The following is a 15900-nucleotide window of genomic DNA, read 5'->3' on the forward strand; positions in this document are numbered from 1 at the left end:
ATTTATATTTTGATGTGCCAGAATCGCAGCACGATGTAGTAAACATCGTTCTTTTCCATCCTTTCAAACTGCCCGTGCATGCGGGACATCATTCGTTTTATGCTTCGTTCACCAAGTCCAGTGCTTTCCTGCGTGCCATTTGTCTCTTTTATCGCATTGCTCACATGGATCTCAAACATTTCTTGATCGGATAGAAACGTGAGATTGATGTCTTTTTTCGGATCGGCGTATTTCAGTATGTTCGACATCAGATTATCAAACACTCGGCCAAGTTCCTCGACATTCACGTTGATATAGCTGTCGGGCAGCTCTCCTAAAAGATGAACCTTGAATGTCTCTTGCTGCAAGATCGCCACCTGATCTGATAAGAGATCGTAAATGACCTCTTTGACTGCAACGGTCTCAAGCTCAGGTTCATGTTCTTTATCAAGTAGAAAATAGGCAAACAGATTATCAGATAGATTTTTCAATTGCAGTGCTTTTTCATAAGCACTTACTATATATTGATCTTTACGTGTATCCGCTCCAGCCTCCTCTTTTTTCGCAAACTCTAAATTCATCATCAGCGACGTCAGCGGTGTTCTCATATCGTGTGACATCTCGGTCACCAGACTGCGACTCTCTTCTTGCAGCTCGTCAATGGCTTGGAGCTTGTCCAGAAAAGCTTTACGAAGATCCTCAATACTTTTGGCAATCATTGCTAATTCATCATGCCCTTTCACCGTCATCTCATAGTCCAGCTCGCCACCTTCAAGAATATGAATGTCTTGGTGAATCGTTTGCAGGTAGCGTAAACTTTTGCGAATGCCAAGCAGAACAATGAGGAGAAAAATAAGTGTCGCTCCGAGCAGCTCGAGTGTAAAGGCAAGATCGTGGTAACGAGATGAATAGAAACCATCCACCATGACGCGGCCTTCACCGTCGCTAAACTGAACTGGATACGAATGATGCTCAGCGTACTGGGTCACCTTTTCTTTTCCATACGCCGATTCATCAGCAGCTGAATAGATAGAGTTATATTGCAGCACTTCATCCTTGAAGATGGTCAAATTAATGTAATTCTCTTTTTTCACCCACTCACCAAACGCTTTTCGATCTGTAGAAGACAGCTCATTCTCTGACACGTAGCGGCTGAATTTTTGAATGTACTTGGCTGACTCCTCCTCGTAATACTCGTCCGAACTCAAATATCCGTCAATGAGGTCATTGGTGATCTTTTGCAGCGTCAAAAAGACAAGTCCACTCACGACCGTAGCTGTCAAAATCAATAGTGCTAGCTTTTTGGCTAGTGTATATTTACGATGTGCCAAATCGGTATCCTCTTCCCCATTCTGTTTTGATATATACAGGACGTGCAGGATCATCTTCAATTTTGGCACGCAGCTTTCGAATATGCACCATCACCGTATTGTTGGAACAATAGAAATAAGGCTGTCCCCACACGCTCTCATAAATATTTTGGGCTGAAAAGATTTTGTTTCGCCTGCTCATGAGCAGCTTCAACATACGATATTCTAAATCAGATAGCTTGATTTGTTGATTTTCTTTCCACACTTCATTAAATTCTTCGCTCACCCTTAGCTTGCCCCCAACAAGAAAAGTTTCTTCCTGTTCCTTCTTTTCCTGATAGACAGTATACCTGCGTAATTGTGCAATCACTCTAGCATGAAGCTCCTCTTGTGAAAAAGGTTTTGTCATATAATCATCCCCGCCGGCGAGTAAGCCTTCGGTTTTATCGAATGTACTTGATTTGGCTGTCAGAAATAGAATCGGGACGTTAGAGGAGGCTCTCATCTGCTGGCACGTTTCGATGCCTGAAATACCTGGCATCATCACATCCAAAATCACCAAATCGAGTGAATCGTTCACAAGCTTCAATGCTTGCTCGCCATTCATTGCTCTCAGCACCTCATATCCTGCGCGTGTAAGGGATTCCTGCAAAAGGTCTCCAATATCCTGATCATCTTCTACGACTAATATTCGATGCGTCATGTCTCTCTCACCTCATGATACGTGATGTACTTTCTTTTATGTCTTTACTATATATCATCTAACAACGTGAAAAGAATACGGTATAAATCTTAACAGGATATGAAAGTGAAGGTCTGCCATCAATTTGTCACATTCATTTCCCAAAATTTGCTTCTTCATAAATTGTTAAGAATTGGTCTTTATATTGATTCATTGTAAGGATCAATGATTAGATCCGAATCACATCTATTATAACAAGAAAAGGAGCATGGATATGAATGCAAACAAAGTAGCACACGCGATGAGTTTGAAAGATCGGGTTCATTTCTTAGACATCGTAAGGGGATTTGCCTTAATGGGAATTATTCTGGTGAATTACTTTTTGATCGTGGATTCGGCGAAGGGATTCGATATGGAAGCAAATGATGTCTTTCACAACTTGGTGAATTGGTTCGCCTCAGGGAAATTCATTACGTTATTCTCCTTCCTATTCGGGGTTGGTTTTATGATTTTTATGGATCGAGCTGCTCAGAAGGTGGACAGTCCGAACAAGCTGTTTGCCCGCAGATTAACCATTCTCTTAGGATTTGGCCTTCTGCATGTCACTTTTGTTTGGATTGGTGATATTTTAGCGTATTATGCAGTCGCTGGCTTTTTATTGCTTTTCTTTTACAAACGTACAGCCAAAACCATCCGATACTGGCTGATCACACTCTTTGTGATTCAATTGCTCACACCCTTTTTCACAATGCTGCTTCATACCATCAGTACAGGCTCATCGGGCAAGCCGGACCTTGCCGATTTTGATTTGACCAGCCACAACAGTCTGACTTATTTAGCATCTATTGGTGACCGATGGACAGATATGGTGACGATGGCTTCCAGCTCATTTTCAATCGTCTATTCCATGTTCTTCATGTTTTTGCTTGGTGTTTATTTTGTGAAAATGGAGTTTTTCAAAAACATGGAGGCGAAAAAAACGATTTGGAATCGCATTTGGATCATTTGTACCATCGCTTTTCTCATCACACAAGGCAGTACGATCATAGCAGCGATCAATCCTTTTGAAAATACACTCTGGGTGAACATGGCCACTGCTCTGGAACAAAACGGAGGATTAACTGGCAGTATGTTTTATATGAGTACACTTGCGATGCTGTTTCTACACGTTCCTCAGCTGCGAGGTGCTTTGATGGTATTTACCAAAGTCGGGCGGATGTCACTAACCTGTTATTTGCTTCACTCAATCATTGGAACCATGCTATTTCTAAAATATGGAGCGGGGCTTGTCGATCATCTTCAGCCGGCTGGTACGTTCTTCATGGCTATTGGCGTGTATGTCTTCCTTGTGCTTTTCAGTACGTTTTGGTTAAAGCGGTTTAAGTATGGACCGATGGAATTTATTTGGCGGCAGCTGACGTATGGGAAGGTCAATGACAGATCGAAAACCAATACATTTCATGCGGCGAAGTAAAAGAAAAGAAAAAAGGCGAATGGCTACATTTCGCCTTTTTTAATATGTTAAGTTTGTAATTCAGAGACAATCCGTTCACTTTCAATACTGCTCAATCATTTCTTGTAATTGAGTCAAATAACTCTCTTTTAATTCATCTGGGTATTCAATTTTCACATGCTTCCCAAATGAGATCAAATAGTGAGTCATATACGATAATTTTTCTTGGTTGTACCCACCTACAATATATGGAGTATCATCAATGATCTCCAATCTCATATTCGGGTAATGATTCTTCAAAAACTTTTCTTTTCCTTGTTCCGTTAAACGACATTTAAATGAGATATCATGATAAGTTTTTTCGTACTTGAGCTGCAATTCTTTTAATTCTTCCTTCGTAAAGGTGCCTCTGCCTTCTTCTTCAATGATCAAGTCCTTCATAAAGTCACATCTATAGATGCCCCACTTTTTATTTTGAACTTCATATGCTTTGGTGAACCAAATCCCATTTCGATAAAACAACTCAAGAAATTGCAGCCTGATCCATTTATTTTCATATTGAGTGTACGTCATTCTCACGATTTGATCTTCCATCATCGCCTGTAAAATCAATTCCAAATGATTTTGTTCACTAACTGGTGCGACATTATAGTAATGAATCACATCCAAATTCTCCGTGATCATTTGTTTTCTCTCAACAGACATTGTCGCAAACAGCTTTTGCCGAATTTGTGAGTAGGACTTTTTAAATGGTGTTGCTGATACTAGGTCTAGCGCTTTAAGCGCGAAAAAAATAGCTTGAACTTCATCGATATTGAAATATATAGGAACCATTGGAGATTGTTTCACCAGTCGATATCCCCCATGTCTGCCATTTTCAACATAAAAAGCTAAACCCATGGACTCTAGCTCTTCCATATCTCTCAAAGCCGTACGTTTCGATATGCCAAATTCGGTTTCTAAATCTTTTAATTGAAATGAGTACTTATCGCTTAAAAAAATAAGCTCTTGGTTTAATCGTTCTGATTTTTTCATTTTGATTTTCCTTCTGAAAAAGGTGACATGTTTTGTCACCTTTATATTTTATACTCAGTTTATCAAAAGAAAAGGAGCATGTATATGCAAACATTAATCATTAACGCGCACCCTGATTTCACTCATCGAGAAAGTTATTCAAACAAACTGCAAACACTATTTTTAGAACAGTTTAAAGAAAGATACCCTCATGATGAACCAACAATTTTACATTTATATGAAACTGAAATTCCTCGTATCGAAAAAGACCAGCTGCTACGTATTTGGAATAAGCAAGCATCTGAACAAACATTAACAGCTACCGAAGAAAAAATCGCTGCTGCTTCATCTGCTTTATTGGCTCAATTCAAAGCACATCATCGAATTGTGATCGTGTCACCTGTTCATAATTTCAATGTGACTTCACGTATGAAAGATTATATAGATAATATTTTTATTGCTAGAGAAACGTTTAAATATACAGAAAATGGTTCAGTTGGTCTGATGACTGACGATTATCGTGTACTTTTGCTTCAAGCAAGTGGCTCAATTTTCACAAATAACGATCGATACACACCTCTGGAATTTTCACATGATTACCTAAATGAAATATTCCATAACTTGATGGGCTTTCAACAATTTCATATTGTCCGAGCACAAGGAACAGCGATTTTAGAGGAAGAAACGATCTTGACATCTGCAGCTGACGATTTGTCTAAAGCCTTTGATGAGTTTTACTCGCCTAGCGAGATGTGAATTGGATTTTTTCAAAAACAAAAAGACCAAAAACGTTTGATTTCACGTTTTTGGTCTTTTATTATTAACCGATCGAACCTTCCATTTCAAACTTAATCAAGCGGTTCATTTCAACGGCGTATTCCATTGGCAGTTCTTTTGTGAATGGCTCGATGAAGCCCATGACGATCATTTCTGTTGCTTCTTCTTCAGAAATTCCGCGGCTCATCAAGTAGAATAGCTGCTCTTCTGATACTTTTGATACCTTCGCTTCGTGCTCTAATGAAATGTTGTCGTTTAAGATTTCATTGTAAGGGATCGTATCAGATGTTGATTTGTTATCCATGATGAGTGTGTCACACTCGATGTTTGAGCGTGCACCCTCTGCTTTACGTCCGAAGTGAACGATTCCGCGGTATGTGACTTTACCGCCTTGTTTGGAAATCGATTTCGATACGATCGTTGAAGATGTGTTTGGTGCAAGGTGAATCATTTTCGCACCTGCATCTTGGTGCTGACCTTTACCTGCTAGGGCAATACTTAATGTCATACCACGAGCGCCCTCACCTTTTAGGATGACCGCTGGGTATTTCATTGTCAGCTTAGAACCGATGTTTCCATCAATCCATTCCATTGTCGCATTCTCTTCACATACTGTACGTTTTGTGACAAGGTTGAAGACGTTGTTTGCCCAGTTTTGAATCGTTGTATAACGGCAGTAGCCGCCTTTTTTCACGACGATTTCAACAACCGCACTGTGAAGTGAGTTTGTTGTGTAAACTGGTGCTGTACAGCCTTCTACGTAATGCACATGTGCGCCTTCATCAACGATGATCAGTGTACGCTCGAACTGACCCATGTTTTCAGAGTTGATACGGAAGTATGCTTGAAGTGGTGTATCTACTTTGACGCCCTTTGGTACGTAGATAAATGAACCACCAGACCATACAGCCGAGTTAAGCGCAGCAAATTTGTTGTCAGTCGGAGGAATGACTTTTGCCCAGTGCTCACGGAAGATGTCTTCGTTCTCTTTTAATGCGCTGTCTGTATCTTTAAACACAATGCCTAGATCTTCAAGGTCTTGCTTCATGTTGTGATACACAACCTCAGATTCATACTGAGCAGATACACCTGCTAAGTACTTTTGCTCTGCTTCTGGGATCCCAAGCTTATCAAAGGTTTCTTTGATTTCTTCTGGTACTTCATCCCAAGAACGCTCAGAGCGCTCTGATGGCTTTACGTAGTACGTAATTTCATCAAAGTTTAATGCATTTAAATCTCCGCCCCATTGTGGCATCGGCATGTTGTAAAAGAGCTCAAGAGATTTCAAACGGAAGTCGAGCATCCACTGAGGCTCTTCTTTCATACGAGAAATTTCTTCAACGATCTCTTTTGTCAGTCCGCGCTCTGAACGGAAAATGGAAACGTCTTTATCAGAAAAGCCGTATTTATATTCACCAACATCTGGCATTTTTTTAGCCATCCATTTTCACTCCAATCTTATGATTTGCCGTTATCTTCGGCAGATGCGCCTTTTTCAAGCGCCTTCCAGGATAATGTTGCACATTTGATGCGGGCTGGGAATTTTGCCACTCCCTGCAGCGCCTCAATGTCACCAAGATCAATGGAATCGTCGTATTCTTTTCCTAGCATCATATCGGAGAAAATCTGAGACATTTTCAAAGCTGTTTCAATATCTTTCCCTTTAATTGCCTGCGTCATCATAGAGGCAGATGCCATCGAAATAGAGCATCCTTCTCCTTCAAATTTCGCATCAATGACTTTTTCGTCTTCGATTTTCATCGTGAGACGAATGCGGTCACCACACGTTGGGTTGTTCATATCGACGACAATGCTGTCGTTTAACACACCTTTGTTTCTCGGATTTTTATAATGATCCATAATCACTTGTCTGTACAGTGTGTCTAAGTTTACATTAAAAGACATTCGTAAAATACTCCTTTGTCTTACGGAGCGCTGCGATGAGCTCGTCAATCTCTTCTTCTGTATTGTACAGATAGAAGCTTGCTCTTGCAGTCGCTGATACACCAAGCCATTTCATGAGCGGCTGTGCACAGTGATGTCCAGCACGAATGGCGACACCTTCTGTATCCAGAACAGTTGACGCATCATGCGGATGGACGTCGTCTAAGTTAAACGTCACAAGTCCAGCTCGGTGCTGCGGTCCATAAACAGTCGCACCTTCAAGCTCCTTAAAGCGCTCAAGCGCGTAAGTGGCAAGCTGATGCTCGTAACGGCTGACTTCCTCCATACCGATTTCATTTAAGAAATCAATCGCTTTTCCTAGTCCAACTGCTCCGGCAATAATCGGTGTTCCCGCTTCAAATTTCCACGGGAGCTCTTTCCAAGTGGAATCATACAGATCCACAAAGTCGATCATTTCACCACCAAACTCAGCAGGCTCCATATTATTCAAAAGGTCCTTCTTCCCGTAAAGCACACCAATGCCAGTCGGTCCACACATTTTATGCCCAGAGAATGCGAAAAAGTCACAATCTAGATCTTGAACATCAATTTGCATGTGCGGCGTGCTTTGCGCACCATCGACGACAATAATGGCACCATGATCGTGTGCAATTTTGGCGATTTCTTTAATCGGGTTGATGGTTCCTAGTACGTTTGAGACATGTGTGACAGCGACGATTTTCGTTTGATGTGTGATCGTTTGCTTCACATCTTCAAGCGATAGCGTGCCGTCTTCCTGTAACGGAATATATTTCAATGTGGCGCCAGTTGCTTTTGCCGCTTGCTGCCAAGGGATGATATTCGCATGATGCTCCATGTGCGTAATGACAATCTCATCGCCTTCTTTGAGGTTTGCTCTGGCATAGCTAATCGCCACTGTATTCAGTGCGGTTGTTGTACCTCTAGTAAAAATAATCTCCTGGACAGATGAAGCACGGATGAATGCACGAACTTTCTCTCTGGCACCCTCGTATGCGTCCGTTGCTTTTGTTCCAAGGGTATGAACACCCCGGTGGACGTTCGAGTTGTAAGACCGGTAATACTCATTCATTGCATCAATGACCACTCTTGGTTTTTGAGAAGTCGCCGCACTGTCCAAATACACCAAATCATGTCCGTTCACTTGCTGATGAAGGATTGGAAACTGCTCACGAACGTCTTTGATATTCATTATTTTACTTTCCTTTCAATCACAGAAACGAGCTGCTTTTTAACTCCTTCAATCGGCAGTTCTTTGACGACTGGATTTAAGAAGCCATAAATCACAAGTCTTTCTGCATCTTCTTTGGAAATCCCGCGGCTCATGAGGTAATACAGTTGAATTGGATCGACACGTCCAACAGAAGCAGCATGCCCTGCTGTTACATCATCTTCATCAATTAATAGAATCGGGTTTGCGTCACCGCGTGCTTTCTCACTCAGCATGAGAACACGTGATTCCTGCTCGGCATTTGACTTCGTTGCGCCATGCTCGATTTTACCAATTCCGTTAAAGATAGAGGATGCTTGATCCTTCATCACACCATGCTTCAAGATATACCCTTCAGAGTTTTTACCGAAGTGGATGATGCTTGTTGTAAAGTTTTCCGTTTGATTCCCGCGGCCGACAACAACTGATTTTGTATCACCGAATGTCCCGTCGCCCATAAGCTTTGTGATGTTTTCAGACACGACGTCTCCATCATTCATCAAGCCAAGCGCCCATTCGATTTTACTGTCACGGCCATTTGCCATACCGCGTCTGTTCACATAGACTGTGACACCTTCTGAAAGGTTATCTACTGCACCGTAAGTGACGCGGGCATTAGCTCCCGTGAACACTTCGGACACGATATTGAAGATTGCTTCTTCAGGTTTTGCTGTACTGATGTAGTTTTCTACATATGTGACTGCACTATGATCGTCTGCTACGACGATGACATGGTTGAACAAAGTCGTGTCGTCATTTTCATGCAGGTAGATGGCTTGAATTGGGGCTTCAAGTTCTACATTTTTTGGTACATAAAGGAAAGCTCCGCCATTCACTAAAGCAGCATGTAAAGCGGTTAGTTTATGCTCATCTACTTTCACTGCATCAGTCATGAAGTATTTCTGCACTAGATCTCCATGTTCGCGGATCGCTGTATGAAGATCAGTGAAGATCACGCCTTTGTCTTTCGCTTCTGTTGAAAGGGACAAGTATGCTGGCGTTTGATCACGCTGAATGTAGACTGTCTTATCCGCGTCCTCTAAATCAATGAGAGATTTCACTTCTTCAGGAAGCTCTTCTAATGATCCAAATGGCGCACTTTCGACTGTATGCTGTTTGAAATTGGTTAAATTCCATTTAGAAATATTCGTTTTGTCAGGCTTTGGCATTGGAAGGTCTTCTGCTTTTTCAAGAGCCTGTAAGCGAAGGGAACTCATCCATGCCGGTTCCTGATGCTTCTCGGAGAAGCTTTTGACATAATCTTGATCTACTGATAATTTCGTTTCTAATGTCATCAATAATCCTCCTAACGCTTACGCTTCTTGACCAACAGTTTCGTCTTCAATTCCTAACTCTTTTTTAATCCAGTCATAGCCTTCTGCTTCTAGACGTTGTGCAAGCTCTGGTCCGCCAGATTTCACGATACGTCCTTGCATCATGACATGAACGTGATCTGGTGTGATGTAGTTCAGTAGACGCTGATAGTGAGTGATCATTAAGCAGCCGAAGCTTTCGCCGCGCAATCTGTTAATCCCTTTAGAAACCACTTTCAACGCATCGATATCAAGACCAGAATCGATTTCGTCAAGGATCGCAATTTTTGGTTCAATCATCATTAATTGAAGAATTTCGTTGCGTTTTTTCTCCCCGCCTGAGAAACCTTCGTTTAGGTAGCGCTGCGCCATGTCTGGGTCCATTTCAAGGAACTCCATGTTTTCGTCCATTTTGCGGATGAATTTCATTAGAGAGATTTCATCGCCTTCTTCTCTGCGAGCGTTAATAGCAGAACGAAGGAAGTCCGCATTTGTCACACCACTAATTTCAGATGGGTATTGCATCGCAAGGAAAAGACCTGCTTGAGCGCGCTCATCTACTTCCATTTCAAGTACATCTTCGCCATCAAGCAAAATGCTGCCTTTTGTTACTTCATATTTAGGATGACCCATAATGGCAGCAGATAAAGTTGATTTACCTGTACCGTTTGGTCCCATTACTGCGTGGAATTCTCCACCTTTTATCTCGAGGTTTACACCCTTTAAGATTTCTTTCCCTTCAATCTCAACGTGCAAGTCCTTAATTGTTAATGTCGAAGCAGTCATATATCGATACCTCCAAAATAATCATTATTCTCAATTTATTCTCATTCTAATTTTATAACAAATTAAAACTGAATACAACACATTCACGATATACGTGAGAGGATGCTCTCAAAATTCTAACAAAAAATGCAGGTGGATAAAAGGATTTATGTCGAAAAGACTGTTTCCATAAAGAAAGGACGGGAAACTGTTCTCCCCGCCCCTTAGCTATCAATAGCCTCGTATATTCATTTTTGCGAGCTGCCTTTTCTCATCTCGATAGGACTGCTCTCGTTTATATTCCACTTTCATCCGTAAGTCATGGTCTCTTTCGTACTCTGCATAGCTCATGCCATGAGCCTTGTGCATGGCCTTTTCCATCTCGGCGGTATAATCCAATCCCAGTGTACTATGGTCCGAACAAATAATAAACCATTCCCTTCTTTGAGTGTAGCTTTATTGTATCAAAGGCATGCGGCTTCACTCAAAAGGGATATGACGCGCTATGCTGGCATATTTTCTCACACAATTGGCTGAGAACGACTCAACTCCTTGAGATGGAAAAATGCCATCTTATCCTTCCCTTAATGCGTCTGTCCTCCAAATTCGTCAATACATTGCTGAACGACAGTAATCCCTTGGCTCAGTGCTGCCCCGCCGCCGAACGCTGCCGCCACACTGACGACCTCTAGCAAATTCTCTTCTGTCGCGCCTTGGTCGAGCGCTCCCTTTGTATGATAAATCATGCAGTATTCATCCTGTGCATGAATACTGATGCCAAGGGCAATCATTTGTTTTTCCTTTTGCGTTAATGAATCGCTCTGAAAGCACTGCTCCGTGAATTCATTGAATTTCTTCCCAAATACCGGCATTTTCTTCTGAAATTCACCCATTGCCGTTTTATAATCAGTCAGTGATTGCTGCATGGATCCGCTCATATGCTGTTCATTCATCTTCATTCCATCCCTTCAGGTCATTTGTACATTTTTATTATGAGCGAGATTTGAAAAAATACACAAAAAAACCTCGCTTTGATGAAAGCGAGGTTAACACATGGTTATTCAGATACCGGTAGTACAGCACCGTCATATTTTTTGTCGATGAATTCTTTGATTTTATCAGAGTGAAGAACTTCCATTAACGTCTTGATCTTATCTGATTTTTCTTCACCTTTGCGAACAGCCACGATGTTTGCATACGGGTTGTTCTTTGTTTGCTCAAGTTCAATTGAATCTTTTTTCGGATTCAATTTATTTTGAATCGCATAGTTGACGTTGATAAACACAGCATCACCTTCACTGTTTTCATAAGCTTTCGCTGTTAGTTCAGGAGCGATTTTTTTGAACTTTAGATTCTTTGGGTTTTCTTTGATGTTCTTTACCGTTGCATTGATTGTATCAACCTTCGGATCAAGCTTGATGACACCTGCATTTTGAAGCAGGGTAAGCATACGTCCTTGTTCAGCTACGTTGTTTGTCATGATAATCGTGCCGCCGTTTGGAATATCTTTTACTGATTTGTACTTCTTAGAGTAGATACCGAATGGCTCAAGGTGAACCGCACCGGCACTAACTAGGTTGTAATCTTTGTTTGATTTATTTTCTTCGTTTAAGTAAGGGATATGTTGGAAAAAGTTTGCATCCACTTCTTTTTCAGCTAATGCTTTGTTGTACATTTTATAATCACTAAGTACTTTCACTTTTAGATCGTAGCCTTTTTCTTTTAGAAGTGGTTTTGCTTCTTCAAGAATTTCGGCATGTGGTGTTTTTGAAGCGGCAACCGTAATGGTTTTGCTATCACTTGCGTTATTAGATGAACCGCATGCAGCTAAGATGCCTGCAAATGCTAGAAATAGTGCACTTAAAATCAATTTCTTCATGAATAAATCCTCCCTTAACGTTTATCAATTTTATTTGTAATCAAATCACCGATTATTTGAATAATAAAGACGATGATGAGAATAAACACAGTGGCTACAAGTGTGACATCTGTATTACCAGATTGGTATCCTTCCACATAAGCAAGGTCACCAAGTCCGCCTGCTCCAATTGCACCTGCAATCGCAGTTGAGCCAATTAAAGCAATCGCTGTTACGGTAATACCTGAAATGAGGGCTGGCAATGATTCTGGCAGCAATACTTTGAAAATGATGGTCGATGTTTTCGCTCCCATTGACCGTGCTGCTTCAATGACTCCTTTGTCTACCTCACGCAGTGCAATTTCGACAAGACGTGCATAGAATGGAGCTGACCCAATGACAAGGGCAGGGAGTGCTGCATTTGGACCTAGAATTGTATGCATTAAGAATTTCGTGAACCCTAATAAAAGAATAATTAAAATGATAAAAGGAATCGATCTGAAAATGTTGACGACTGCACCGATGACAGCATTGATCGGTTTATTTTCCCAAAGACCGCCTTTTCCTGTAAGGAAAAGCAGGAGTCCAAGAATAATTCCGATGACAAATGCAAACGCCAATGAAATGAGTGTCATATAGACTGTTTCACCCGTTGCATTCCAAATGACATCTAAATCAACGTTCGGAAACCATTTCTCAAACATGTGTCATCACCTCAATTTCAACCTGTTTACTTTGGATATAGGCGATGGCTTTTTCTACCTCGGTATCTTCTCCATTAATATGGATAAAGAGTGTTCCAAACGCGCCTTCCTGCGTTTGAGAAATCTTTCCTTGAAGGATGTTCACATCGACCTGGAAGGATCGAACGATTTCAGTGATGAGCGGCTGCTCGGCAGAATCGCCAATAAAGGACAACCGTACGACCTGACCTTCTTTTACACGCTCTAAGACGTGCTCGATTGTTTCTTTCGCTTCCTCTGGTTCAGCAAGCTGCTGTACAAATCGCTTCGTCATTTCTTCCTTCGGCTGTCTGAAGACGCGTAATACTTCGCCTTCTTCGACAATGCGTCCATTCTCCATCACCGCTACGCGATGACAAATTTTGCGAATAACGTGCATTTCGTGCGTAATCAGCACAATCGTGAGCCCTAATCGTTTATTGATATCCGCTAAAAGCTCAAGGATAGAATCCGTTGTTTGCGGATCAAGCGCTGACGTCGCTTCGTCACAAAGAAGAACCTTTGGATCATTTGCTAATGCTCTCGCAATTCCCACACGCTGCTTTTGTCCGCCGCTTAGCTGAGACGGATACGCATTTTCTTTTCCTTCTAAACCGACCAATTTAATCAGTTCATTCGCACGTTCTCTTTGTTTTGATGCCTTTACACCTGCGATTTCAAGTGGGAACATAATATTTTGTCTCACCGTTCTTGACCAAAGTAGGTTGAAGTGCTGGAAAATCATGCTGATTTCTTGTCTTGCTATCCGAAGTTTCGCATTCGATACTTCATTGATCCGGTTGCCTGCCACTTCAACAATTCCTGCTGTTGGCAGCTCCAGACCGTTTAATAGGCGAATAAGCGAGCTTTTTCCGGCACCGCTATACCCGATAATTCCGAATATTTCACCTTTCTCAATATCCAAGTTGACGTCTTTCACGGCATCAACATTTCCGCTTTTTGAGTGGTACGTTTTTGATACATTCTGTAAATGGATCACAGTCTGTTCACCTGCTTTCTTGCTGAATCTATAGGTTGCCATCACATACGTTATTTATTCTTCCTGCTGCAATGCCTCGTGCCTGACGTGAGGTCAGTAAAAAAGACCTAACTGCAATGCAAGCAGAAAGGCCTTTTATGTTCAATACGCCTTTCTCTCATCTTTCAAAGCATTGCGGCTTTGAGTGAATTGGCACCAATTTCAGCTATGCTGACGGTTGCCGGGTTTCATAGGGCACGTCCCTCCACCTCTCTTAATAAGAGAAAATATGTTGTTTTATGTGATGTTCATGTTTTTACTAACGTAGAATATCATGCTACCCGAGATATGTCAACGCTGTAAATCGCTAATTTCCAAGTAAACGACTAAGTTATCATTTTTCGAAAAAAACCGTTCGTCAGCCAAAGTACCGCCTCTAGTCTTAGGAGCGCACGGAATGACCCTTTTACTTTCACTTGTCCCCTGCTAATTAACTGCTGTAAGGACATATGTCCATCTAATAATTGAAGTATTTCTTTTCTCTCACCATAAAAGATGAGATCCGATAACTCAATTGCAGGTAGTTTCTTCACTTCACCACGCTCATCCACAATCAATGTACAAGAGTCAGTTTCCGCCTCAAATGTAATCTTCAAGGATGATGATGAGAGCAGCGGCTTTAGCAATAATCGCTGCCCTGTGTTTCCATGGGTTTTCACTTTTTCCACATGTATAACCTCCCTGTCATTTGGTTATACATAACATTTCTCTACAAACATTCGCTTGTCCTTTATAAATAACTCGACAAATTTTCAGATGAAGTGCTTGAAATATGACAAAAAACCGCTTTATTTAGCGGTTTCAATCATTTCATGAAGATATGGAACGGAGTGAAAGGCATAGCCTTTTTGCACCAGCTCACCTTTTTTAAACAGTAGAAAGCAAGGAACACTTTCGATTTCAAAAGTTTTCGCAAAGCCTGGTGAGTAGTTTAAGTTATTTTCATAAAAAGGTACATCCGGCTGCATGGTGTCTACGACAGCCAGCATTTTCTTTGCCAGCTGACATGTTCCGCAAAACGGTGTATATAAGTATAAAAGAAATAAATCGTCCTTTATCTCCTTGAATTCGTGTTCTTCAATCTCTTTCATATACGTCCACCCTCATATATATTTCGAATGAACATCAATGTTTGCAGCTAATAGGATAGATGCAATGTGGGCTGACGGTGAAGCGGCCACTTCGCGGTACGTTCTGTCGACAAAAAGATGAAGTGCTTCAGGGAATTCTTTTCGAAATTGCTTCCGCAGTTTGTCGCCTGCATCGTCACTGTCTGCTAATATGTAAACGTCTTTCCCCAATAATTCGTCTACGAGCTGATCCAACTTCGATGTACTGATCGTGCCATTGGTGCAAATGATGGTAACAGGTTCACTTATGACTTCTTTTAGCTTTTGTTTGTCTGTTTTACCTTCTACAATGATGACCTTTTCTACCTCTACATTCATCACGATCACCCGGCCCTTTTGACGTTGTTCACTTCTCCCTTAGATTACAATTTTTCATTCAGGTTGTAAAGATTAGGCGCTTGCACTAAAAAGACTGCACCTTATGCTCACTGCAGCCTCATCTGTGATTAGCACCAGCCATTTTCATCATCACAGTCTACATATTTTTCTGTCCCGTGGGTCAATGTATCCGTCAGACGATAAAAACGATTTTGATCATAGGAATAACCTGATTTTAACTCATATTGGTTTTCACTAATCATCGTGCCAATCTCTTCATTTTGATGATACAGCACCATGCCGTTTTCTTTGAATCGTCCAGTGACATGATCTGTTATATCCACATGTTCTTTTTGAAAAGACAAATTGGACACCCCCCATAAAGGTAGAGTGTCCAATTTCACGTG

The 15900-nt window shown here is 41.3% G+C and carries 19 protein-coding genes and 1 riboswitch; of the genes, 2 read left to right on the forward strand and 17 right to left on the reverse strand.

Annotated features, from left to right (window positions below; all coding sequences use genetic code 11):
- Positions 1-2 precede the first annotated feature (2 nt).
- Complete coding sequence (locus tag MHI33_RS17785; protein WP_268508364.1) at positions 3-1310, reverse strand: HAMP domain-containing sensor histidine kinase; 1308 nt, start codon at positions 1308-1310, stop codon at positions 3-5.
- Positions 1297-1992, reverse strand: coding sequence for a response regulator transcription factor (locus MHI33_RS17790; protein WP_106067267.1), 696 nt, complete (start codon positions 1990-1992; stop codon positions 1297-1299). Before MHI33_RS17790 ends, MHI33_RS17785 begins: the two co-directional genes overlap by 14 nt.
- A gap of 253 nt (positions 1993-2245) precedes the next feature.
- On the opposite strand from MHI33_RS17790, the gene MHI33_RS17795 reads away from it, so the two are divergent.
- Positions 2246-3445, forward strand: coding sequence for a DUF418 domain-containing protein (locus MHI33_RS17795; RefSeq protein ID WP_265208470.1), 1200 nt, complete (start codon positions 2246-2248; stop codon positions 3443-3445).
- An 81-nt stretch (positions 3446-3526) separates the two neighbouring features.
- Here MHI33_RS17795 and MHI33_RS17800 read toward each other — a convergent pair whose 3' ends face one another.
- Positions 3527-4459, reverse strand: a complete 933-nt coding sequence (locus tag MHI33_RS17800; RefSeq protein WP_340912867.1) for a helix-turn-helix transcriptional regulator — start codon at positions 4457-4459, stop codon at positions 3527-3529.
- Positions 4460-4543: 84 nt separating this feature from the next.
- Here MHI33_RS17800 and MHI33_RS17805 point away from each other — a divergent pair, with 84 nt between their 5' ends.
- Positions 4544-5194 carry an FMN-dependent NADH-azoreductase gene (locus tag MHI33_RS17805; protein WP_265208472.1) on the forward strand — a complete coding sequence of 217 codons (651 nt, stop codon included), beginning with the start codon at positions 4544-4546 and terminating at the stop codon, positions 5192-5194.
- Positions 5195-5258: 64 nt separating this feature from the next.
- On the opposite strand, the gene sufB is transcribed toward MHI33_RS17805, so the two are convergent.
- The 14 genes from sufB to MHI33_RS17875 form a co-directional block, all read right to left on the reverse strand.
- Positions 5259-6656 (reverse strand): Fe-S cluster assembly protein SufB, encoded by a 1398-nt coding sequence (gene sufB, locus MHI33_RS17810; protein WP_003213112.1) that lies wholly within the window; start codon positions 6654-6656, stop codon positions 5259-5261.
- Between the two features lie 17 nt (positions 6657-6673).
- Positions 6674-7120, reverse strand: coding sequence for a Fe-S cluster assembly sulfur transfer protein SufU (gene sufU / locus MHI33_RS17815; RefSeq protein ID WP_008347017.1), 447 nt, complete (start codon positions 7118-7120; stop codon positions 6674-6676).
- Positions 7110-8330 carry a cysteine desulfurase gene (locus tag MHI33_RS17820; RefSeq protein WP_106029292.1) on the reverse strand — a complete coding sequence of 407 codons (1221 nt, stop codon included), beginning with the start codon at positions 8328-8330 and terminating at the stop codon, positions 7110-7112. Before MHI33_RS17820 ends, sufU begins: the two co-directional genes overlap by 11 nt.
- Complete coding sequence (gene sufD / locus MHI33_RS17825; protein WP_044140877.1) at positions 8330-9643, reverse strand: Fe-S cluster assembly protein SufD; 1314 nt, start codon at positions 9641-9643, stop codon at positions 8330-8332. The genes MHI33_RS17820 and sufD overlap by 1 nt, the downstream gene beginning before the upstream one ends.
- An 18-nt stretch (positions 9644-9661) precedes the next feature.
- A complete protein-coding gene (gene sufC, locus MHI33_RS17830) occupies positions 9662-10447 on the reverse strand; it encodes a Fe-S cluster assembly ATPase SufC (protein ID WP_044140878.1) in 786 nt (261 codons plus the stop codon).
- A gap of 210 nt (positions 10448-10657) precedes the next feature.
- Positions 10658-10795, reverse strand: coding sequence for a hypothetical protein (locus MHI33_RS17835; protein ID WP_162839378.1), 138 nt, complete (start codon positions 10793-10795; stop codon positions 10658-10660).
- 215 nt (positions 10796-11010) lie between these two features.
- Positions 11011-11379: a carboxymuconolactone decarboxylase family protein gene (locus MHI33_RS17840; RefSeq protein WP_003212803.1), complete on the reverse strand. Its 369-nt coding sequence runs from the start codon at positions 11377-11379 to the stop codon at positions 11011-11013.
- Positions 11380-11483: 104 nt separating this feature from the next.
- A complete protein-coding gene (metQ, locus tag MHI33_RS17845; RefSeq protein WP_044140879.1) occupies positions 11484-12305 on the reverse strand; it encodes a methionine ABC transporter substrate-binding lipoprotein MetQ in 822 nt (273 codons plus the stop codon).
- Positions 12306-12319: 14 nt separating this feature from the next.
- Entirely contained in the window at positions 12320-12988 is a 669-nt protein-coding gene (locus MHI33_RS17850; RefSeq protein ID WP_044140880.1) for a methionine ABC transporter permease, read from the reverse strand.
- Positions 12981-14006: a methionine ABC transporter ATP-binding protein gene (locus MHI33_RS17855; RefSeq protein WP_265208478.1), complete on the reverse strand. Its 1026-nt coding sequence runs from the start codon at positions 14004-14006 to the stop codon at positions 12981-12983. The genes MHI33_RS17850 and MHI33_RS17855 overlap by 8 nt, the downstream gene beginning before the upstream one ends.
- Positions 14007-14160: 154 nt before the next feature.
- Positions 14161-14269, reverse strand: a riboswitch (SAM riboswitch).
- A gap of 102 nt (positions 14270-14371) precedes the next feature.
- Positions 14372-14713 (reverse strand): SCP2 sterol-binding domain-containing protein, encoded by a 342-nt coding sequence (locus tag MHI33_RS17860; RefSeq protein WP_340912875.1) that lies wholly within the window; start codon positions 14711-14713, stop codon positions 14372-14374.
- Positions 14714-14833: 120 nt separating this feature from the next.
- Entirely contained in the window at positions 14834-15136 is a 303-nt protein-coding gene (locus tag MHI33_RS17865) for a thioredoxin family protein (RefSeq protein ID WP_106067272.1), read from the reverse strand.
- A 12-nt stretch (positions 15137-15148) separates the two neighbouring features.
- Positions 15149-15493: a toprim domain-containing protein gene (locus tag MHI33_RS17870; RefSeq protein ID WP_044140882.1), complete on the reverse strand. Its 345-nt coding sequence runs from the start codon at positions 15491-15493 to the stop codon at positions 15149-15151.
- A 128-nt stretch (positions 15494-15621) separates the two neighbouring features.
- On the reverse strand, positions 15622-15858 hold the full coding sequence (locus MHI33_RS17875; protein ID WP_106066273.1) for a YusG family protein: 237 nt from the start codon (positions 15856-15858) through the stop codon (positions 15622-15624).
- Positions 15859-15900 lie beyond the last annotated feature (42 nt).

The sequence above is a fragment of the Bacillus sp. FSL K6-2971 genome (assembly GCF_038006405.1).
In the GTDB taxonomy this organism is placed as follows: domain Bacteria; phylum Bacillota; class Bacilli; order Bacillales; family Bacillaceae; genus Bacillus; species Bacillus pumilus.

Excerpts from the sequence above, each read along its gene's own strand:
- sufD (WP_044140877.1), bottom strand. The coding sequence starts at position 9,643 with ATGACATTAGAAACGAAATTATCAGTAGATCAAGATTATGTCAAAAGC.
- MHI33_RS17870 (WP_044140882.1), bottom strand. The coding sequence starts at position 15,493 with ATGAATGTAGAGGTAGAAAAGGTCATCATTGTAGAAGGTAAAACAGAC.
- MHI33_RS17840 (WP_003212803.1), bottom strand. The coding sequence starts at position 11,379 with ATGAATGAACAGCATATGAGCGGATCCATGCAGCAATCACTGACTGAT.
- MHI33_RS17835 (WP_162839378.1), bottom strand. The coding sequence starts at position 10,795 with ATGCACAAGGCTCATGGCATGAGCTATGCAGAGTACGAAAGAGACCAT.
- MHI33_RS17800 (WP_340912867.1), bottom strand. The coding sequence starts at position 4,459 with ATGAAAAAATCAGAACGATTAAACCAAGAGCTTATTTTTTTAAGCGAT.
- sufB (WP_003213112.1), bottom strand. The coding sequence starts at position 6,656 with ATGGCTAAAAAAATGCCAGATGTTGGTGAATATAAATACGGCTTTTCT.
- MHI33_RS17820 (WP_106029292.1), bottom strand. The coding sequence starts at position 8,330 with ATGAATATCAAAGACGTTCGTGAGCAGTTTCCAATCCTTCATCAGCAA.
- MHI33_RS17850 (WP_044140880.1), bottom strand. The coding sequence starts at position 12,988 with ATGTTTGAGAAATGGTTTCCGAACGTTGATTTAGATGTCATTTGGAAT.
- sufC (WP_044140878.1), bottom strand. The coding sequence starts at position 10,447 with ATGACTGCTTCGACATTAACAATTAAGGACTTGCACGTTGAGATTGAA.
- MHI33_RS17865 (WP_106067272.1), bottom strand. The coding sequence starts at position 15,136 with ATGAAAGAGATTGAAGAACACGAATTCAAGGAGATAAAGGACGATTTA.
- sufU (WP_008347017.1), bottom strand. The coding sequence starts at position 7,120 with ATGTCTTTTAATGTAAACTTAGACACACTGTACAGACAAGTGATTATG.
- MHI33_RS17795 (WP_265208470.1), top strand. The coding sequence starts at position 2,246 with ATGAATGCAAACAAAGTAGCACACGCGATGAGTTTGAAAGATCGGGTT.
- MHI33_RS17790 (WP_106067267.1), bottom strand. The coding sequence starts at position 1,992 with ATGACGCATCGAATATTAGTCGTAGAAGATGATCAGGATATTGGAGAC.
- metQ (WP_044140879.1), bottom strand. The coding sequence starts at position 12,305 with ATGAAGAAATTGATTTTAAGTGCACTATTTCTAGCATTTGCAGGCATC.
- MHI33_RS17805 (WP_265208472.1), top strand. The coding sequence starts at position 4,544 with ATGCAAACATTAATCATTAACGCGCACCCTGATTTCACTCATCGAGAA.